Below are 18,442 nucleotides of genomic sequence, written 5' to 3'. Positions count from 1 at the left end.
CCGTTCCTGCCCCTGACCGTGCGCTCGTAAGACATCCCACTAATCACCCATTGTGTGGAGCGGCCGAATGTTCAGTAACTAATCCCTCATATCGGGACGATACGGTCACCGACATGCCTGGAGACACAGCCTTCGGCCTCCCCCAGTCCCTGCTCGTCCTCGGCGGCACGTCCGAGATCGCGCTGGCCACCGTGCGCCGGATGATCGCCCGCCGCACCCGCACGGTGTGGCTGGCGGGCCGCCCCTCACCGGCGCTGGAACAGGCCGCCGAGAGCCTGCGTGCACTCGGCGCGGACGCCCGTACCGTCGCCTTCGACGCCCTCGATCCCGAGTCGCACGAGACCGTCCTCGGCAAGGTCTTCGCCGAGGGCGACATCGACCTGGTGCTGCTCGCCTTCGGCATCCTCGGCGACCAGGCCCACGACGAGCGGGACCCGGTACGCGCCGTCCAGGTCGCCCGGACCAACTACACCGGAGCCGTCTCCGCGGGCCTGGTCGCCGCCCGCGCCCTGCAGGACCAGGGGCACGGCTCCCTCGTGGTCCTGTCCTCCGTCGCCGGCGAGCGGGCCCGGCGCGCCGACTTCATCTACGGCTCCAGCAAGGCCGGCCTCGACACCTTCGCCCAGGGCCTCGGCGACGCCCTGCACGGCACGGGCGTGCACGTCATGGTCGTACGGCCCGGGTACGTCGGGGTGGAGGGGCTTCTCACGACGACCCCTCAGGCGGTGGCCACGGCCATCGAACTGGGTCTGCGCAGACGCTCGGAGGTGGTGTGGGTGCCGGGCGCGCTGCGGTGGGTGATGGCGGCGCTGCGGCACATGCCGCGGGCGCTGTTCCGGCGGCTGCCGATCTGAGGCCTTCCTACGACACCGCGCTACGGCCCACGCCGCGCAGCGCACCGGCCTGCGGCGGTACCACCGTTCCCCCGAACGTGTACTCCCGCAGCTTGCGCCACACCCCGTCGGCGCCCTGCTCGTACAGGGCGAACCCCGTGCACGGCCACTGCGCGTCGAAGCCGGCCAGCTCCTCGAAGGCGCGGTCCATCGCCGCCTCGTCGATGCCGTGCGCGACGGTGACATGCGGGTGGTACGGGAACTGCAGCTCACGCGCCACCGGCCCCGAGGCGGCCCGCACCCGCTGCTGCAGCAGGGTGCAGTCCTCGGCGCCCTGGACGACGCGGACGTAGACCACCGGGGAGAGCGGACGGAACGTGCCGGTGCCGGACAGCCGCATCGGGAACGGCCGTCCGCCCGCGGCGACCTCGGTGAGGTGCGCCTCGACCGCCGCCAGCTCGCTCTCGTCGAGCTCGGTCGGCGGCAGCAGCGTGACATGCGTGGGGATGCCATGAGCCGCGGCGTCGCCGAAGCCCGCGCGCCGCTCCTGGAGCAGGCTGCCGTGAGGCTCCGGGACCGCGATCGACACGCCGATCGTTACGGTCCCCACGTCGTCTCCTGTCGTCGGTCTCTCGTCGGTCTCTCGTCGGACTTGTCGGCCTGTCGTCGCTCTGTGGTCTTGGCGGCCGTCCCGTTTCGTCACGTTCGGGCCGTTGGCTATCGACTGTACGGCCACGGATGTCCCGTGGGCAGGCGCAGCGGAAGTGATGTGCAGCGCTCTGCCGAGCGGGACATGTGTACGGTCGTGCGCCTCGGCGCCGGTCCGTGCTCCTCAGTGCTTCGCCGGCAGGAAACCGACGCGGTCGTAGGCGTGCGCCAGCGTCTCCGCGGCGACCGCGCGCGCCTTCTCCGCGCCCTTGGCCAGGATCGAGTCGAGCGTCTCGGAGTCGTCCAGGTACTGCTGGGTGCGCTCCCGGAAGGGCGTCACGAACTCGACCATCACCTCGGCGAGGTCGGTCTTGAGGGCGCCGTACATCTTGCCCTCGTACTCCCGCTCCAGCTCGGCGATCGAGGTGCCGGTGAGCGTGGAGTAGATGGTGAGGAGGTTCGACACGCCCGGCTTGTTCTCCGCGTCGTAGCGGATCACGGTGTCGGTGTCGGTGACGGCGCTCTTGACCTTCTTGGCGGTGGTCTTCGGCTCGTCGAGCAGGTTGATCAGGCCCTTCGGCGTGGACGCCGACTTGCTCATCTTGATCGACGGGTCCTGCAGGTCGTAGATCTTCGCCGTCTCCTTGAGGATGTACGGCGAGGGGACCGTGAACGTCTGCCCGAAGCGGCCGTTGAAGCGCTCGGCCAGGTCGCGGGTCAGCTCGATGTGCTGGCGCTGGTCCTCGCCGACCGGCACCTCGTTCGCCTGGTAGAGGAGGATGTCGGCGACCTGGAGGATCGGGTAGGTGAACAGGCCGACGGAGGCGCGCTCCGCGCCCTGCTTGGCGGACTTGTCCTTGAACTGGGTCATGCGGCTGGCCTCGCCGAAGCCGGTGAGGCAGTTCATGATCCAGGCGAGCTGGGCGTGCTCGGGGACGTGGCTCTGGACGAAGAGCGTGCAGCGGTCCGGGTCCAAACCGGCGGCCAGCAGCTGCGCGGCGGCGAGCCGGGTGTTGGCCCGCAGCTCCTTCGGGTCCTGCGGGAGCGTGATCGCGTGCAGGTCGACGACCATGTAGAACGCGTCGTGGGTCTCCTGCAGGGCCACCCACTGGCGGACGGCGCCGAGGTAGTTGCCGAGGTGGAACGAGCCGGCGGTGGGCTGGATGCCGGAGAGCACGCGGGGTCGGTCAGCAGAGGCCATGTTTTTCATTGTCGCAGAGAGCACGGGGGGTTCCGTGCGAGGGGAACTGCGCGTGATCCGTGGTTGCCCGCACAGTTCCCCACACCGCTTACGGGGCGCTTCAGCCCAGGTCGATCTCCGGGTAGAGCGGGAACGCCGCCACCAGGTCGGTCGCTCGCTGAGCGATCTCCTGGGCGACCTTCTCGTCCAGGACGTGGGCCGCCTTGCTCGGGGCGCCCGACTTGGTGGTGCCCGGCTCGGTGGTGGTGAGGACGCGGTCGATCAGGCCCGCCACCTCGTCCATCTCCGCGGTCCCCAGGCCGCGGGTCGTCAGCGCGGGGGTGCCGATGCGGATGCCGGAGGTGTACCAGGCGCCGTTGGGGTCGGCCGGGATGGCGTTGCGGTTGGTGACGATGCCCGAGTCGAGGAGGGCGGCCTCGGCCTGGCGGCCGGTGAGGCCGTAGGAGGTGGCGACGTCGATCAGGTTCAGGTGGTTGTCGGTGCCGCCGGTCACCAGCGTGGCGCCGCGCCGCATCAGGCCCTCGGCCAGGGCGCGGGAGTTGTCGACGATGCGCTGGGCGTAGTCCTGGAAGGCGGGCCGACGGGCTTCCGCGAGGGCGACGGCCTTGGCGGCCATGACGTGCGGCAGCGGGCCGCCGAGGACCATCGGGCAGCCGCGGTCCACCTGGTCCTTCAGGGAGTCGTCGCACAGGACCATGCCGCCGCGCGGGCCGCGCAGCGACTTGTGGGTGGTGGTGGTCACGATCTGGGCGTGCGGGACCGGGTCGAAGTCGCCGGTCAGGACCTTGCCCGCGACCAGGCCCGCGAAGTGCGCCATGTCGACCATGAGGGTCGCGCCGACCTCGTCGGCGATCTCGCGCATGATCCGGAAGTTCACCAGACGGGGGTACGCCGAATAGCCCGCCACGATGATCAGCGGCTTGAACTCGCGGGCCTGGGCGCGCAGGGCCTCGTAGTCGATGAGGCCGGTGGCCGGGTCGGTGCCGTAGGAACGCTGGTCGAACATCTTGCCGGAGATGTTCGGGCGGAAGCCGTGGGTGAGGTGGCCGCCGGCGTCCAGGGACATGCCGAGCATGCGCTGGTTGCCGAAGGCCTGGCGCAGTTCGGCCCAGTCGGCCTCGGTGAGGTCGTTGACCTGGCGGGCGCCGGTCTTCTGCAGGAAGGGGGCCTCCACGCGGTCGGCGAGGACGGCCCAGAAGGCCACGAGGTTGGCGTCGATGCCGGAGTGCGGCTGGACGTAGGCGTGGCGGGCGCCGAAGAGCTCGCGGGCGTGCTCGGCGGCCAGGGCCTCCACGGTGTCGACGTTGCGGCAGCCGGCGTAGAAGCGGCGGCCGACGGTGCCCTCGGCGTACTTGTCGCTGAACCAGTTGCCCATGGCCAGGAGCGTGGCCGGGGACGCGTAGTTCTCGGAGGCGATCAGCTTGAGCATCGCGCGCTGGTCGGTGACCTCCTGGCCGATCGCGTCGGCGACGCGCGGTTCGACCGCGCGGACGACGTCGAGGGCCGCGCGGAAGGCGGTGGACTCGGTGGAGAGGGGCTGCTGCTCTGGCATGAGGACCTCCGGACGGCGTGTGTACAGCGTTCACGTTCGGCCCAGGCGCACGGCACACATCACACTCGGGCCGCTCCCCGATGGTCCGTCCCATCCCAGCGCGCCAGTCACGGCCCGGTGATCAGCCTACCGGGCGAGCCGGACGGCGCAGGTCCCGCGTCCACCATGCGAGCGACGATAGGAAGGGGGCCACCGTCCTTTCCGGGAGAGGCCATGACCGCTGCAGAAGACCTCGTCGCCGCCGCCGAAGCCCACTGTGCGCCCACCTACCATCCACTGCCGGTCGTCGTGGCCACGGCGGAGGGGGCGTGGATGACCGACGTGGAGGGACGGCGCTATCTGGATCTGCTGGCGGGCTACTCGGCGCTGAACTTCGGGCACGGCAACCGGCGGCTCGTCAAGGCGGCGAAAGCCCAGCTGGAGCGGGTGACGCTGACCTCCCGCGCCTTCCTGCACGACCGGTTCGCGGCCTTCTGCACGGAGCTGGCCGAGCTGTGCGGGATGGAGATGGTGCTGCCCGTGAACACCGGGGCGGAGGCGGTGGAGAGCGCGGTGAAGACGGCCCGGAAGTGGGGGTACCGGGTGAAGGGGGTGCCCGCGGAGATGGCGAAGATCGTGGTCGCGGGCGGCAACTTCCACGGCCGTACGACGACCATCATCAGCTTCTCCACCGACCCCGGGGCCCGGGCGGACTTCGGGCCGTACACGCCCGGGTTCGAGATCGTGCCGTACGGCGATCTGACCGCGATGCGTCAGGCGCTGACCGAGAACACCGTGGCGGTGCTGCTGGAGCCGATCCAGGGCGAGAACGGGGTGATCGTGCCGCCGGCCGGCTATCTCCCCGTGGTGCGGGAGCTCACCCGCGAGCGGAACGTGCTGTTCGTCGCCGACGAGGTCCAGTCGGGTCTCGGCCGCACCGGGCGGACCTTCGCCTGCGAGCACGAGGGGGTGGTCCCGGACATGTACGTGCTGGGCAAGGCGCTGGGCGGCGGGATCGTGCCGGTGTCGGCGGTGGTGTCGAGCGCGGAGGTGCTCGGGGTGTTCCGGCCGGGCGAGCACGGGTCGACGTTCGGCGGGAATCCGCTGGCCTGCGCGGTGGCGCTGGAGGTGATCGCGATGCTGCGCACGGGCGAGTTCCAGGCGCGGGCGGCCGAGCTGGGCGAGCGGATGCACCGGGCGCTGGGGGCGCTGCTGGACACGGGCGCGGTGACGGCGGTGCGCGGGCGTGGGCTGTGGGCGGGCGTGGACGTCCCACGCGCCCGCGGCACCGGGCGGGAGGTCTGCGAGCGGCTGATGGAGCGCGGGGTCCTCGTGAAGGAGGCCCATGGTCCGACGCTCCGGATCGCGCCACCGCTGGTGATCGAGGAGAGCGAACTGGATTGGGGGGTGGCACAGTTGGCGGCAGTGCTGGAGGCTTAGGGGATCACCGTGTCCGGGGGGATCTGATGGCCATGAACCGTGGGACCGTGCCCACGTCCACCGCACGTGCACTCGGCGCGATCATCTGTGTCGTGCTGGCGTTGCTCGAACTCGCCTGGATGATCCGGGACTTCCGTGGCGCCGGGCTGCACGACACCGTGTGGACCTGGTTCGGGGGGATGCTGCCGGGACAGCACCACGGAATCCTGGCGACCTCCGCCGTGGACGTGGTGCTCCTCGTCGTGTACGCCGTCGCCGGCCTGACGGCCACGAAGCCCGCCGGTCGCAGCGCCCTGGCCACGGCCGCCGCGCTCACCCTCGCCTACCGGACCCCCACCGTGTGGATGCTCGGCGCGGACTGGGCCGAGGGGGCGCCGGACCGCACCCTCGTGCTGGTCACCGCCGTCGCCGAGGTCCTCGGGGCGGTCTATCTGATCATCGCCGCACTGGTGGCCGGCCGGCCGGCGGGAGCCCCGGCCGCACCGCCGCGGCCCGGTCCGGCCGTCTGCGCCGGGGTGCTGCTCGCGGTCTTCGGGGTGGTGGGCGCCGCCTGGCAGCTGTGGGACATGCGGGAGTTCACCGCCGAGAAGTACGGCCCCCTCACCTACTGGCACATGCTCACCGGTGAGCACACCATCAGCGCCCTGCTGGCGCCCGCGCCCGCCTGGAGCGGCTGGGCGACGGCGGTGCTGTGCGTGCTCACCGCGGTCCAGGCGTTCGTCAGGACACCGCTGGCCCGCACGATGGGCATGGCTCTCGGCGGGACGCTGATCGTCTTCGGCACGGTGGCACTCGTCCAGTACCACACGGAGCACATCCCGTTCACCCTCCACCACGCGGCCACGAACGTCGTCCTGCAGCGACTCACCCTGCTCCTGGAGATCGCCGTCGGCGTCGTGGCCCTGCTGCTGCTCGCGATCCCGGACCTCCGCCCGGTCATGACCGACCAGCCCGGCCGGCGGCCACCGGCCCAGGCGTACGGCGGCTGGAACCCCCCGGCGCCGTGACAGCCGCCGCGGGGCGTCAGCCTAGAGAACGGTAAGAGCGCAGGCCACAGGGGTTGGCCGGATCAGCCGTCTCCTAGAGTCCCCTTGTGGTCTTCGGAATGGTGTGCGCCCTTGGCGCGGCGGTCTGCTTCGGCACCGCGACGGTGTTGCAGGCGGTTGCCGCGCGAGCGGCGAGCATGGACGGGGGTGGCGGCGGTGACGCGGCACTGCTGCTGCGGGCGCTGCGACAGTGGCGGTACATCGCCGGGCTCGCGCTGGACGGGCTCGGCTTCCTGTTCCAGATCGCGGCGCTGCGGTCCCTGCCGATCTATGCCGTCAGCGCGGCGCTGGCCTCGAGTCTGGCGGTGACCGCGGTGGTCGCGGCGCGGCTGCTGCGGGTGCGGCTGAGCGGGACCGAGTGGAGCGCGGTGGCCGTGGTGTGCGCCGGGCTGGCGATGCTGGGGCTGGCGTCCGGGCCGGAGGGGAACCAGGACGGTTCGGACGCCTTGCGGTACGTGATGCTCGCGGTCGCGGTCGGCATGCTGCTGCTCGCGTTCGCGGGCGGTCGGCTGACCGGCCCGGGGCGGGCGCTGGTGCTCGGACTCGGGGCCGGGTTCGGGTTCGGGGTGGTGGAGGTCTCGGTCCGGCTGATCGACAGCCTGGCGCCGCTTGATCTTCTGACCAACCCGGCGGCCTATGCGCTGCTGATCGGAGGAGGCGCGGCGTTCATGCTGCTCACCTCGGCCCTGCAGCGGGGTTCGGTCACCACCGCCACCGCCGGCCTGGTGATCGGCGAGACCATCGGTCCGGCGGCCGTGGGCGTGGTGTGGCTGGGGGACCGCACGAAGGAGGGGCTCGCCTGGCTGGCGGTGCTGGGGTTCCTGGTGGCTGTGGTGGGGGCGTTGGCGCTGGCCCGATTCGGAGAGGCACCCGCGGAGGAGCAGCCCGCCTGAGCGGGCGGCACCTACCTCACCACCCGCCGCACCCAGGCCGCCCACCAGGACGACCGCTACCGCGTGCAGACCCGACGCGGCCCTGCTCGACCTCGTTTACCGGCAGTTCCTCGAGGCGGGAGGTCCGCATGAATAGCGCGATCGCCTCCCTCGGTACCGGCCGAAGGCCCCGTTCCTACGGCAGCACCCTGCACAACGCCTCCAGTGCCCCCGCCCACGCGCTGTCCGGTGGGGTCGCGTATCCCACGACCAGCGCGTCCAGCGGTTCGGCGACCGCCTCCGGGTGGCGGTGGAAGGCGAGGCCCTGCAGGGCCAGGCCCTGCCAGGTCGCGGCCTGGATCACCGACTGTTCCATGCCCGCCGGCAGGCGCAGCACCGCGTGCAGGCCGGCGGCGATGCCGGTGACCGTCACCTCGGGGGCGCGGGCGGAGACGGCGGCGGCGAGGGCGTCGCGGCGGCGCCGGTAGCGCAGGCGGCAGGAGCGGACGTGACGGTCGTACGCGCCGGAGGTGATGAACTCGGCGAGGGTGAGCTGTTCGAGCACCCCCACGGTGTCGGTGGTGCCCTTGGCCGAGGCCGCCTCCTCCGCCAGAGACGCCGGCAGCACCATCCAGCCCAGTCGCAGGCCGGGGGCCAGTGACTTGCTGGCGGTGCCGAAGTAGATCACGCGGTCGGGGTCGAGGCCCTGGAGGGCGCCGACGGGCTGGCGGTCGTAGCGGAACTCGCCGTCGTAGTCGTCCTCCAGGACCAGCCCGCCGGTGCGCCGCGCCCAGTCCACGACGGCGGCCCGCCGGTCGGGGTGCAGGGGCGTGCCCATGGGGAACTGGTGGGCGGGGGTCAGCAGGACCGCGCCCTGCCCGCCCAACGCCCTTGTGTCGGTGCCGAGTTCGTCGTACGGGAGGGCCGGTGTGGTCAGTCCGGACCGCTGCAGCAGGCCCCGGTACGCGTCGAGGCCGTACGACTCGACCGCCACCGTCCGCACCCCGCGCGCCCGCAGCAGAGTGCCGGTGAGGCGCAGCGCGTGGGCGAACCCGGAGGTGATCAGCACCCGCTCCGGGTCGGCGCGGACACCGCGCACCCGTGCGAGGTACCCGGCGAGGGCGGTGCGGAGTTCGGGCCTGCCCCGCGGGTCGCCGTAGCCGAGGGCGTCGTACGGGGCGGTGGTGAGGGCGCGGCGGGCGGCCCTGAGCCACTCGGTGCGCGGGAAGGCGGCGAGGTCGGGGGCGCCGGGCAGGAGGCTGTACGTCGGCCGGTCGGGCTCCCGGTGGCGGGGTCCCGCGCCCCTGCCGGAGGGCGGAGTCGCCGCCAGCGCCGCCACCCGTGTGCCCGAGCCCTGCCGGGCGGTGAGCCAGCCCTCCGCCACCAGGTCCGCGTAGGCCTCGGCGACGGTGTTGCGGGCGATGCCGAGATCGGCGGCGAGGGTGCGGGAGGAGGGCAGCCGGGTGCCGGGGGCGAGTCGGCCGGTGCGGACGGCCTCGCGCAGGGCGTCGGTCAGGCCCCGGCGCAGCCCGCCGGAGCCGGCCGGTTCGAGGTGCAGGTCGACGCCCAGAGTGGCCCAGGATTCCACCATGGAAATGGACCATACTCCTGGGCTGCCTCGCTCGTAGGGTCGGAGGCATGAGTACTGCAGAGGAAACCGTCGAGTACGCCCCCGAGCCGGCCCCGCGACTGGCCTGGGCCAAGCACGCCCCCGAGGTCTACAAGGCGATGGTCCGGCTGGACAGCGCCGCCAAGCAGGGGCTGGACCCCCAGCTGTACGAGCTGGTGAAGATCCGCGCCTCGCAGCTCAACCACTGCGCCTTCTGTCTCGACATGCACACCAAGGACGCGCTCGCGGCCGGTGAGAGCGTGCAGCGGATCGTGCAGCTCAGCGCGTGGGAGGAGTCGAGGCACTTCTACACCGGGAAGGAGCTGGCGGCGATCGAGCTGACCGAGGCGATCACCGTCCTGACCGACGGCTTCGTGCCGGACGAGGTCTACGAGAGGGCGGCGAAGCACTTCGAGGAGGCCGAGCTGGCCCAGCTGATCGCCGCGATCACGGTGATCAACGCCTGGAACCGGTTCGGTGTGACCACGCGGATGGCCCCGGGCCACTACCAGCCGGGGTCGCACAAGTGAACCGTACCCAGCTGCTGGACCCGAAGGTCGGGCAGGCGATGTCCGCGCTCAGCGCGGCCGCGAAGAGGGGGCTCGGCGATCCGGTCCTCGCCGAACTGGTGATGATCCGCGCCTCGCAGCTCAACCACTGCGCGTTCTGCCTGGACATGCACCGTCGAGTGGCCCGCGGGAACGGCGAGTCGGAGGACCGGATCCAGCTCCTCAACGCCTGGGAGGAGACCGGGGACCTCTTCAGCGAACGGGAGCGGGCCGCGCTCGCGCTGACCGAGGCGGTCACCGTGCTGACCGAGGGCTTTGTGCCGGACGAGGTGTACGAGAGGGCGGCCAAGCACTTCACCGAGCCCGAACTCGCCCACCTGATCGCCCTGATCACTGCCATCAACGGCTGGAACCGGATCATGGTCAGCCGTCGCGTTCCACCCGGGGGTTACCAGCCGTGAACAAGGTCGATGTCTTCCGTGCCCTGCATCGCAGACGCCCCCAGGGCGACCCGCTGGTCCTGCCCGGCCCCTGGGACGCGGCCAGTGCGCGGGTGTTCGTGGAGGCGGGGTTCCCGGCGCTGGCCACACCGAGCGCCGGGGTGGCCGCCTCGCTCGGGTACGCGGACGGGGCCACCCCGGCCGACGAGATGTTCGCCGCGGTCGCCCGGATCGCGCGGGCGGTGGACGTGCCGGTGTCGGCGGACATCGAGAGCGGGTACGGGCTCGCGCCGAAGGAGATCGTGGAGCGGCTGCTGGAGGCCGGCGCCGTCGGCTGCAACCTCGAGGACTCCGACGGGGGTGTTCTCAAGGACCCGCACGAGCAGGCCGAGTTCCTCGCCGAGGTCCGCTCGGCCGCCGCCGACCGGCTGTTCGTCAACGCCCGGGTGGACGTCTTCGTGCACGGCGACAAGGATCCCGAGCGGGCCATCGAGCGGGCCGCGCTGTACGTGGCGGCGGGCGCGGACTGCGTCTATCCGATCCTCGCCCCCGCCGGCGTACTGCCCCTGCTGCGGTCCGGCATCCAGGGCCCGCTCAACGCCCTGTCCCGCCTGGACGGGGAGGGCCCCTCACCCACCGGACTCGGCGAACTCGGGGCCACCCGCATCACGTTCGGGCCGGGACCGCAGCGGCGGGCCACCGCGGCGGTCCAGGACCTCGCCGAGGCCCTCAAGGGATGACGGCGTCAGGACAGCCACCGCTTCCACACGTCAGGGTGGCTGTCCACCCACTTCTTCGCCGCGTCCTGCGGCGAGAGCTTCTGGTCGGCGATCATCAGGGAGACCTCGTTCTGGTCCTCGGTCGTCCACTGGAACCTCTTCAGGAAGGCCGCCGCCTTGCCTCCCGACCTGGCGAAGCCGGCGTTGAGGTACTTCTGCAGCGGGGTGTGCGGGTAGGCGCAGGCGACCTTCGCCGCGTCCGCGTCGCAGCCGTCCTTGTACGGCGGCAGCTTCACCTCCGTCATGGGCACCTTCTTGAACAGCCACTGGGGGGCGTACCAGTACGTCAGGAAGGGCTTGTGCTGCTTGGCGAACTGTTTCATCTGGGTGATCTGGGCGGCCTCGGAGCCGGCGAAGACGACCTGGTAGTTCAGTCTCAGGTTGTTCACCAGGGCCTTGTCGTTGGTGACGTACGACGGGGAGCCGTCCATCAGCTGGCCCTTGCCGCCGCTCTCCGCGGTGCGGAAGAGGGAGGCGTACTTGTCGAGGTTCTTCCAGTTCGTGATGTCCGGGTGCTGCTGGGCGAGGTAGGTGGGGACGTACCAGCCGATGTGGCCGGTCACCCCGAGGCCGCCGCCCCGCCGAATCGTCTTCTTGTCCTCGACGTACCGCTTCTCCTGGTCCGGGTGGCCCCAGTCCTCCAGGATGGCGTCGACCCGGCCCTGGCTGAGCGCGTCCCAGGCGGGCACCTCGTCGACCTGGACGGTGTCGACGCGGTAGCCGAGCTTGTGCTCCAGCAGGTACTGGGCGACGGCCACGTTGGACTGGGCGCCCACCCAGGACTGCACGGACAGGGTCACGGACTTCGCGCCCTGGGCGTTGGCGAAGGGCGACGCCTGCTTGGTCATGTCGGCGGCGCCGCAGCCGGTCACCGTCAGCAACAGCAGCGAGCCCACCGCGAGTGTCGTACGTGCGCGCATGTCAGGCTCCCTTCCTCGCGCGTCGCTCGGTCGGCTGCGTCACCCGGTCGAGCATCAGGCCCAGGCAGACGATCGCGGCACCGGCCACCAGACCGGTCGCCAGGTCGCCCTGGGCGAGGCCGAAGGCCACGTTGTAGCCGAGGGCGCCGCCGCCGACCAGGCCGCCGATGATGACGACAGCGAGGACCAGGACCACACCCTGGTTGACGGCGAGCAGCAACGACCGCTTGGCGAGCGGGAGTTGGACCTGCCACAGCTGCTGCCGGCCATTCGCGCCGAGCGAGCGCGCCGACTCCAGTGCGGCCGGGTCGACCTGGCGCAGGCCCTGGGCGGTGATCCGGACGACGGCGGGCAGCGCGTAGACGACGGCCGCGGCGACGGCCGGGGCGCGGCCCACGCCGAACAGGGCGACGACCGGGATCAGGTACACGAACTGCGGCATGGTCTGGAACACGTCGAGGATTGGGCGCAGGGCGCGTTCGACGCGGTCGCTGCGGGCGGCGGCGATGCCGGTCGCGAAGCCGAGGACCAGGGTGACGGCGACGGCCGCGAGCACCTGGGACAGCGTGTCGAGGGCCGGTTCCCAGACCCCGAGGACGCCGATCGCGGCCATGGCGAGGACGGCGGTCAGCGCGGTGCGCCAGGTGCCGATCGACCAGGCCAGGGCGGCGATGATCAGCAGCACCGACCACCAGGGCAGCCACTGCAGGCCGCCGCGGACGGGGTCCAGCACCCAGGTGGTGAAGTGGCCCGCCCAGTCGGCCGTACCGCCGACGACCGGGACGCCGGAGTAGAGGTGGTTGGTCATCCAGTCGACGGCGCGGTTGACCGGTTCGGCGATGTCCAGTGTCCAGCCGGAGGGCCAGTCGAGGCGGCCGAGGAGCCGGGCGGCCAGGGCGACGGCCACGGTGACGGCCAGGGCGTAGGCCCAGCCGATGGTCTTCGGGCGGGTGGTGCCGTCGCCTGCCGCCGCGGTCACGCGGTCGAGGACGATCGCGAGGAGCACGATCGGGATGCCGGCGGCGAGGGCCTGGCCGACGTCGACCGAGGCGAGCGCCTGGTAGACGCGGTCGCCGAGGCCGCCGGCGCCGATGACCGAGGCGATGACGGCCATGGACAGCGCCATCATGATCGTCTGGTTGAGGCCGAGGAGGAGTTCTCCCCGGGCCAGCGGGATACGGGCGGTCAGCAGCCGCTGGCGGCGGGTCGCGCCGAGCGACTCCACGGCCTCCAGGACCTCGGGGTCGGCGCCGCGCAGGCCGAGCGCGGTGAGGCGGGCCATCGGCGGGGCGGCGTACACGACGGTGGCGAGCACGGCCGCGGGGACGCCGATGCCGAAGACCAGGACGACGGGGAGGAGGTAGGCGAAGGCCGGGAGCACCTGCATGGTGTCCAGGACCGGGCGCAGGGCGCGGTCCAGGCGGTCGGACAGGCCGGCGGCGAGGCCGAGGAGCGCGCCGACGACCACGGAGGCGAGGACCGCGATGACCATGAGCGCGAGGGTCTGCATGGTCGGCACCCACATGCCGAGGGCGCCGCAGGCCAGGAAGGCGATCGCGGTGCCGGCGGCGAGGCGGGGGCCGGCGAAGCGCCAGGCGAGCAGGGCGCCGAGCGCCGTGACGCCGGTCCAGCCCGCGGCGAGCAGGGTGAGGTAGACGGCTCGTACGGACAGGACGACCGCGTTGCTGATGTAGCCGAAGAAGTAGAGGAACAGGGGGTGGCTGTCGCGGTTGTCGATGACCCAGTTGCTGGCGCTGGTGAGCGGTTTGTCCAGGCTGACGGTCAGGTCGTGGGGCCAGGATCCGCCGTGCAGGAGGGGCAGGAGTACGGCGGTGACGAGCGCGAGGAGGAGGAGTTTGCCCGCGGTACGGCTCTTCAGGACGCGGGGTCCGGCGGTACGGGAGGTCGGAAGACTGAGGGTTGCCATCAGACGGCCTCCGGGCTGGTCCGGGGGCCGGGTACGGCCACGTCGATGCCGGCCACGACGTCCAGCAGCAGCTCGTGGTCCACGGTGCCGACGCAGGCGCCGTCCTCCACCACGCACGCCGGTGTGCCGGTCTCGGCCACGGTTCTGATGGCGTCCGCGACCACCGCGTCCGGGGCGAGGGCGCCCGGGTGCTCCGGGCCGCCGCAGGCACCCGGCTTCATCGCCGTACGCACCGTCATGACCTGCTCGCGCGGCACGTCCCGGACGAACTCGCGGACGTAGTCGTCGGCCGGGGAACCGACGATCTCCTCCGGGGTGCCCAGTTGGACGACCTTGCCGTCGCGCATCAGGGCGATGCGGTCGCCGAGCTTCAGGGCCTCGGCCAGGTCGTGGGTGATGAACACCATGGTGCGGCCCTCCTCGCGGTGCAGGCGGGCCACCTCGTCCTGCATGTCGCGCCGGATGAGCGGGTCGAGGGCGCTGAACGGTTCGTCGAACAGCAGCACCTCGGGGTCGACCGCCAGTGCCCGCGCGAGCCCCACGCGCTGGCGCTGGCCGCCGGAGAGCTCGGCGGGGCGGCGGTGTTCCATGCCTTCGAGACCGACCTTGGCGACGACCCCGGCGGCCCGTTCGCGCCGCTCGGCCCTGCCGACGCCCTGGATCTCCAGGCCGTACGCCACGTTGTCCAGGACCGTGCGGTGCGGGAGCAGGCCGAAATGCTGGAAGACCATGGCGGCCCGGTGCCGGCGCAGTTCGCGCAGGCGGGTTCTGTCCATCGCGCGGACGTCCTCGCCGTCGATGGAGATCGTGCCCGCCGTCGGTTCGATCAGGCGGGTGAGGCAGCGGACCAGGGTGGACTTGCCGGAGCCCGACAGGCCCATGACCACGAAGACCTCGCCCTTGCGGACGTCGAAGGAGACGTCGCGGACGGCCGCCGTACAGCCCGTGCGGGCGCGCAGGTCGGCGGGTTCGAGGGCGGCCAGTCCGGGGTCGTCGGGTATCCGCTGCGGCTTGGGGCCGAAGACCTTCCACAGGCCGGAGACGGAGAAGACGGGGGTGTCGTCGGTGGGCGGCTTGCGGGTGGGGACGGTGAGGGTCATCGGGCGTCACCTCCGATAAGGTCGACGGCCCTCTCCCCGACCATGAGCACCCCGATCATCGGGTTGACGGCGGTCATGGTGGGGAAGACGGACGCGTCGGCGATGCGGATGCCGTCGAGGCCGCGGATTCTCAACTCCGGGTCCACTACGGCGAGTTCGTCGTCGGCGGCGCCCATCTTGCAGGTGCCGGCCGGGTGGTAGACGGTGTGCGCGACCTTGCGGGCGTACTCGCTGAGTTCGGCCTCGCCCTGGATCTCGGGGCCGGGGCACACCTCGCGCTTGAGCCAGCCCGCCAGCGGCTCGGTCCTGGCGATCTCACGGGCGATGCGGATGCCGTCGACCAGGGTCCGGGCGTCGTAGTCGGCCTCGTCGGTGAAGTAGCGGAAGTCGAGGGCGGGCTTGACGGAGGGGTCGGCGCTGGTGAGGTAGAGGCGGCCGCGGCTCTTCGGCTTGGGGATGTTCGGGGTCATCGAGACGCCGTACGGGGGGCGTTCGTAGCCGAGCCGTTCCGGGTTGTCCGTGAACGGGACCTGGTAGAAGTGGAACATCAGGTCCGGGCCCGCGTGGCCGGGGTCGCGGCGCACGAACAGGCCCGCGTCGGAGTCCATCGCCGAGTTCTCCGGGATGGGGCCGTGGGTCTCCCAGACGATGACCGACTCGGGGTGGTCCAGCAGGTTCTCGCCGACGCCCGGCAGGTCGTGGACGACCGGGATGCCCAGCTCCTCGAGGTCCCCCCGGGGCCCGATGCCCGAGTGCAGCAGCAGGCGCGGCGAATCCACGGCGCCCGCGCACAGCACGACCTCGCTCCGGGCCCGTATCAGCAGTCCCTCGCCGTCCTTGGTGCGCACGTGGACGCCCTCGGCGCGGGTGCCGGTCAGCTCGAGCCGGTACGCCCAGGTCTCCAGCAGGACGGTGAGGTTGGGGCGCTGGTCCATCACCGGGTGCAGGTACGCCACCGAGGCCGAGGACCGCTTGTTGTTCTCGGGGTGGTAGGCGAGGTCGAAGAAGCCGGCGCCCTCGGTGAACGGCTTCCTGTTGAAGCCCTCGACGCGGGGGACGCCGAGGGCGGCCTGGGCGGCGTCGACGAAGTCGCGGGCGATGGCGTTGCGGTCCTTCTCGTCGACGGAGACGATGTTGTTCTTCAGGCGGGCGAAGTAGGCCTCCATGGGGACGGCGCCCCAGCCCTTGGCGCCGGCCTCCTCCCACTCGTCCCAGTCGGACGGCAGCGGCTTGAAGGAGATGAGGGTGTTGTGGGAGGAGCAGCCGCCGAGGACGCGGGCGCGGCTGTGCCGGATGTGGGAGTTGCCGCGTGGCTGCTCCACCGTCGGGTAGTCGTAGTCGAGTTCGCCGCCGAGCAGGCCCATCCAGCGGCGCAGGGTGAGGACGTCGTCGCGGCCTACGTCGCTCGGGCCGCCCTCGATGACGGCGACGGTGACGTCCGGGTTCTCGGTGAGGCGGGAGGCGATGACGGAGCCTGCGGTGCCGCCGCCGATGACGACGTAGTCGTAGACGTGGGGGGTCTCGGGCATGGGGGTACTACTCCAGGGGTGTGGAACGAGGTCGGGGCTCAGCCGGCGAACCAGCGCACGGGCTTCGGCGCGAGGTTCTGGTAGACGTGCTTGGTCTCGCGGTACTCGGCGAGTCCGGCGGGCCCCAGCTCGCGGCCGGTGCCGCTCCTGCCGAAGCCGCCCCACTCCGCCTGCGGCAGGTAGGGGTGGAAGTCGTTGATCCAGACGGTGCCGTGGCGGAGCCGGCCGGCGACGCGGCGGGCCTTGCCGGGGTCGGTGGTCCAGACGGCGCCGGCGAGGCCGTACTCGGTGTCGTTGGCGAGGAGGACGGCTTCCTCCTCGGTGCGGAAGGTCTCGACGGTGAGGACCGGGCCGAAGACCTCCTCGCGGACCACCCTCATCTCGCGGTAGCAGGCGTCGAGGACGGTCGGCTCGTAGAAGTAGCCGGACTCCGGGCGGTCCTCACCGGGCTCCGGCCGCTTGCCGCCGCAGCGCAGCACGGCGCCTTCTTCGAGCGCGGAGGCGACGTACGCCTCGACCTTGGCGCGCTGCTGCCCGGAGACGAGCGGGCCGCACTCGACGCCGTCCGCGGTGCCGCGGCCGAGCCTGATCCTCTGGGCGCGGCGGGCGAGTTCGCCGACGAAGCGGTCCCTGATCGACTCCTCGACGATGAGGCGGGAGCCGGCCGAGCAGACCTGGCCGCTGTGGATGAAGGCGGCGTTGAGGGCCTGGTCGACGGCGGTGTCGAAGCCCTCCTCGGTGGCGCAGGCGTCGGCGAAGACGACGTTGGGGTTCTTGCCGCCGAGTTCGAGGGCGACCTTCTTCACGGTCGGGGCGGCGGCCTGGGCCACCTTGGTGCCGCTGGCCAGGCCGCCGGTGAAGGAGACCAGGTCGACGTCGGGGTGCTCGGCGAGGCGGGCGCCCACGGTGTGGCCGGGGCCAGTGACGAGGTTGGCCACGCCCGCGGGCAGACCGGCCTCCGCCAGCAGCTCGATCAGCGCGACGGTGGTCATCGGGGTGATCTCGCTGGGCTTGATCACGAAGGTGTTGCCGGCGGCGAGCGCCGGGGCGATCTTCCAGCTGGCCTGGAGAAGCGGGTAGTTCCAGGGGGTGATCAGCGCGCAGACGCCGACCGGCTCGTGCACGACGACGCTGTGGATGTCCGGGGAGCCCGCGTCCACGACCCGGCCCGGCGCCTCGGCGGCGACCAGGTCGGCGAAGTAGCGGAAGGCGTCGGCGACACAGTCGATGTCGATCCGGCCCTCCTCGGCGGTCTTGCCCGCGTCCCGGCTCTCCAGCAGGCCGAGCCCCTCTCGGTCCCGCACCAGGAGGTCGGCGACCCGGCGCAGCAGGGCGGCGCGTTCGGCGACCGGGGTGTGCGGCCAGGGGCCGTGGTCGAAGGCCTGGCGGGCCGCGGCCACCGCACGCTCGGCGTCCTTCTCGTCGCCCTCGGCGACCACGGCGAACGGCCGGGCGTCCGCGGGGTCGAGGATCTCGCGTGTCGCGCCGGAGAGCGCTGCCAGCCACTCGCCTCCCGCGTGGATGGTCGCCTGGGCCTGTCGTGCCGTTGTGTCCGCCATGATCGGTGTTGCCTTCCGTTCCTGATCCGTGCCCCTGTGTGACATGCGTGTCACGCTCGGGGACCGTCGCCGCCTGCCCAGGACCGGCGACTCGCATGCGCGATCGAGACCCGAAAGTGCGCGGTGTCACATCACCGCACACCTGATCATCAACACCCCGACCATGTGATTCGAGTATTCACGGAATACAATTGGCCGCGCATTTATAATTCCTTAGATCACGCGTCAACAGGAAATCGACAGACCCCACTTCCGGGTCACCGCATTCCCCCGAATGCCTCAGAGCCCACCTCCACCGGCCGTCGTTAGCTGACCGTGATGCGATTGGACTGGCTCACGGCCGAGGATCATACGACGACCACGCTGCGCTGGGGAGCGGAGGCGGATCTCACCTCGTGCTCGGACCTTCTCGACGATTTCCTGAAAAAAATCAACACCATGGAAAATGAATATCGGCGGTCGATGGCAGCTCTGTACAGGGCATCCTGAGGCGGGGGTA

Annotated in this window: 17 protein-coding genes and 1 riboswitch; of the genes, 8 read left to right on the top strand and 9 right to left on the bottom strand. The window is 71.7% G+C overall.

Going from position 1 to position 18,442, the window contains the following annotated elements; all coding sequences use genetic code 11:
* Window positions 1-113: 113 nt before the first annotated feature.
* Complete coding sequence (locus tag ACWDEN_RS20110; RefSeq protein ID WP_351611072.1) at window positions 114-854, top strand: decaprenylphospho-beta-D-erythro-pentofuranosid-2-ulose 2-reductase; 741 nt, start codon at window positions 114-116, stop codon at window positions 852-854.
* Window positions 855-861: 7 nt separating this feature from the next.
* Here the strand turns inward: ACWDEN_RS20110 and ACWDEN_RS20105 are convergent, their stop codons facing one another.
* From ACWDEN_RS20105 to ACWDEN_RS20095, 3 genes are all read right to left on the bottom strand, one after another.
* Window positions 862-1,443, bottom strand: a complete 582-nt coding sequence (locus ACWDEN_RS20105; protein WP_450859792.1) for a 2'-5' RNA ligase family protein — start codon at window positions 1,441-1,443, stop codon at window positions 862-864.
* A gap of 222 nt (window positions 1,444-1,665) precedes the next feature.
* Complete coding sequence (gene trpS, locus ACWDEN_RS20100) at window positions 1,666-2,691, bottom strand: tryptophan--tRNA ligase (protein ID WP_450859816.1); 1,026 nt, start codon at window positions 2,689-2,691, stop codon at window positions 1,666-1,668.
* 91 nt (window positions 2,692-2,782) lie between these two features.
* Complete coding sequence (locus tag ACWDEN_RS20095) at window positions 2,783-4,234, bottom strand: glycine hydroxymethyltransferase (protein ID WP_351611080.1); 1,452 nt, start codon at window positions 4,232-4,234, stop codon at window positions 2,783-2,785.
* Between the two features lie 32 nt (window positions 4,235-4,266).
* Window positions 4,267-4,355, bottom strand: a riboswitch (ZMP/ZTP riboswitch).
* Between the two features lie 92 nt (window positions 4,356-4,447).
* On the opposite strand from ACWDEN_RS20095, the gene rocD reads away from it, so the two are divergent.
* The 3 genes from rocD to ACWDEN_RS20080 all read left to right on the top strand — a co-directional run bounded on the left by rocD (window position 4,448) and on the right by ACWDEN_RS20080 (window position 7,592).
* A complete protein-coding gene (gene rocD / locus ACWDEN_RS20090; protein ID WP_351611083.1) occupies window positions 4,448-5,653 on the top strand; it encodes an ornithine--oxo-acid transaminase in 1,206 nt (401 codons plus the stop codon).
* Window positions 5,654-5,700: 47 nt separating this feature from the next.
* Entirely contained in the window at window positions 5,701-6,660 is a 960-nt protein-coding gene (locus ACWDEN_RS20085) for a hypothetical protein (RefSeq protein ID WP_351611086.1), read from the top strand.
* A 98-nt stretch (window positions 6,661-6,758) separates the two neighbouring features.
* Entirely contained in the window at window positions 6,759-7,592 is an 834-nt protein-coding gene (locus ACWDEN_RS20080) for a hypothetical protein (protein ID WP_450859815.1), read from the top strand.
* A gap of 175 nt (window positions 7,593-7,767) precedes the next feature.
* On the opposite strand, the gene pdxR is transcribed toward ACWDEN_RS20080, so the two are convergent.
* Window positions 7,768-9,162 (bottom strand): MocR-like pyridoxine biosynthesis transcription factor PdxR, encoded by a 1,395-nt coding sequence (gene pdxR / locus ACWDEN_RS20075; RefSeq protein ID WP_450859791.1) that lies wholly within the window; start codon window positions 9,160-9,162, stop codon window positions 7,768-7,770.
* A gap of 47 nt (window positions 9,163-9,209) precedes the next feature.
* Here pdxR and ACWDEN_RS20070 point away from each other — a divergent pair, with 47 nt between their 5' ends.
* From ACWDEN_RS20070 to ACWDEN_RS20060, 3 genes are read left to right on the top strand one after another with little or no spacing between them, the layout of a single operon-like run.
* Complete coding sequence (locus ACWDEN_RS20070) at window positions 9,210-9,710, top strand: carboxymuconolactone decarboxylase family protein (protein WP_351611091.1); 501 nt, start codon at window positions 9,210-9,212, stop codon at window positions 9,708-9,710.
* On the top strand, window positions 9,707-10,150 hold the full coding sequence (locus tag ACWDEN_RS20065) for a carboxymuconolactone decarboxylase family protein (RefSeq protein ID WP_351611093.1): 444 nt from the start codon (window positions 9,707-9,709) through the stop codon (window positions 10,148-10,150). The genes ACWDEN_RS20070 and ACWDEN_RS20065 overlap by 4 nt, the downstream gene beginning before the upstream one ends.
* Window positions 10,147-10,869 (top strand): isocitrate lyase/PEP mutase family protein, encoded by a 723-nt coding sequence (locus ACWDEN_RS20060; protein WP_450859790.1) that lies wholly within the window; start codon window positions 10,147-10,149, stop codon window positions 10,867-10,869. Before ACWDEN_RS20065 ends, ACWDEN_RS20060 begins: the two co-directional genes overlap by 4 nt.
* A 5-nt stretch (window positions 10,870-10,874) precedes the next feature.
* Here the strand turns inward: ACWDEN_RS20060 and ACWDEN_RS20055 are convergent, their stop codons facing one another.
* From ACWDEN_RS20055 to ACWDEN_RS20035, 5 genes are read right to left on the bottom strand one after another with little or no spacing between them, the layout of a single operon-like run.
* Window positions 10,875-11,828: an ABC transporter substrate-binding protein gene (locus ACWDEN_RS20055; protein ID WP_351611098.1), complete on the bottom strand. Its 954-nt coding sequence runs from the start codon at window positions 11,826-11,828 to the stop codon at window positions 10,875-10,877.
* Window position 11,829: 1 nt separating this feature from the next.
* Window positions 11,830-13,755 carry an ABC transporter permease gene (locus tag ACWDEN_RS20050; protein WP_450859789.1) on the bottom strand — a complete coding sequence of 642 codons (1,926 nt, stop codon included), beginning with the start codon at window positions 13,753-13,755 and terminating at the stop codon, window positions 11,830-11,832.
* Entirely contained in the window at window positions 13,755-14,855 is a 1,101-nt protein-coding gene (locus ACWDEN_RS20045) for a quaternary amine ABC transporter ATP-binding protein (protein ID WP_351611103.1), read from the bottom strand. The genes ACWDEN_RS20050 and ACWDEN_RS20045 overlap by 1 nt, the downstream gene beginning before the upstream one ends.
* The gene (locus ACWDEN_RS20040; protein WP_351611106.1) at window positions 14,852-16,384 is read right to left on the bottom strand and encodes a GMC family oxidoreductase; all 1,533 of its coding nucleotides are present in this window, start codon (window positions 16,382-16,384) and stop codon (window positions 14,852-14,854) included. Before ACWDEN_RS20040 ends, ACWDEN_RS20045 begins: the two co-directional genes overlap by 4 nt.
* A 38-nt stretch (window positions 16,385-16,422) precedes the next feature.
* A complete protein-coding gene (locus ACWDEN_RS20035) occupies window positions 16,423-17,943 on the bottom strand; it encodes an aldehyde dehydrogenase family protein (RefSeq protein WP_450859788.1) in 1,521 nt (506 codons plus the stop codon).
* A gap of 324 nt (window positions 17,944-18,267) precedes the next feature.
* Here ACWDEN_RS20035 and ACWDEN_RS20030 point away from each other — a divergent pair, with 324 nt between their 5' ends.
* Window positions 18,268-18,432 carry a hypothetical protein gene (locus tag ACWDEN_RS20030; RefSeq protein WP_351611112.1) on the top strand — a complete coding sequence of 55 codons (165 nt, stop codon included), beginning with the start codon at window positions 18,268-18,270 and terminating at the stop codon, window positions 18,430-18,432.
* Window positions 18,433-18,442: the final 10 nt, after the last annotated feature.

It is taken from the genome of Streptomyces sp. NPDC001153 (assembly GCF_053598315.1).
The sequence above is the reverse complement of the archived record's forward strand: the minus strand, read 5'-3'. Positions and strand labels throughout refer to the sequence as shown.

Coding starts and splice junctions, on each gene's coding strand:
- ACWDEN_RS20095 (WP_351611080.1), bottom strand. CDS start 4,234: ATGCCAGAGCAGCAGCCCCTCTCCACCGAGTCCACCGCCTTCCGCGCG.
- rocD (WP_351611083.1), top strand. CDS start 4,448: ATGACCGCTGCAGAAGACCTCGTCGCCGCCGCCGAAGCCCACTGTGCG.
- ACWDEN_RS20080 (WP_450859815.1), top strand. CDS start 6,759: ATGGTGTGCGCCCTTGGCGCGGCGGTCTGCTTCGGCACCGCGACGGTG.
- trpS (WP_450859816.1), bottom strand. CDS start 2,691: ATGAAAAACATGGCCTCTGCTGACCGACCCCGCGTGCTCTCCGGCATC.
- ACWDEN_RS20050 (WP_450859789.1), bottom strand. CDS start 13,755: ATGGCAACCCTCAGTCTTCCGACCTCCCGTACCGCCGGACCCCGCGTC.
- ACWDEN_RS20070 (WP_351611091.1), top strand. CDS start 9,210: ATGAGTACTGCAGAGGAAACCGTCGAGTACGCCCCCGAGCCGGCCCCG.
- ACWDEN_RS20055 (WP_351611098.1), bottom strand. CDS start 11,828: ATGCGCGCACGTACGACACTCGCGGTGGGCTCGCTGCTGTTGCTGACG.
- pdxR (WP_450859791.1), bottom strand. CDS start 9,162: ATGGTGGAATCCTGGGCCACTCTGGGCGTCGACCTGCACCTCGAACCG.
- ACWDEN_RS20040 (WP_351611106.1), bottom strand. CDS start 16,384: ATGCCCGAGACCCCCCACGTCTACGACTACGTCGTCATCGGCGGCGGC.
- ACWDEN_RS20110 (WP_351611072.1), top strand. CDS start 114: ATGCCTGGAGACACAGCCTTCGGCCTCCCCCAGTCCCTGCTCGTCCTC.
- ACWDEN_RS20035 (WP_450859788.1), bottom strand. CDS start 17,943: ATGGCGGACACAACGGCACGACAGGCCCAGGCGACCATCCACGCGGGA.
- ACWDEN_RS20045 (WP_351611103.1), bottom strand. CDS start 14,855: ATGACCCTCACCGTCCCCACCCGCAAGCCGCCCACCGACGACACCCCC.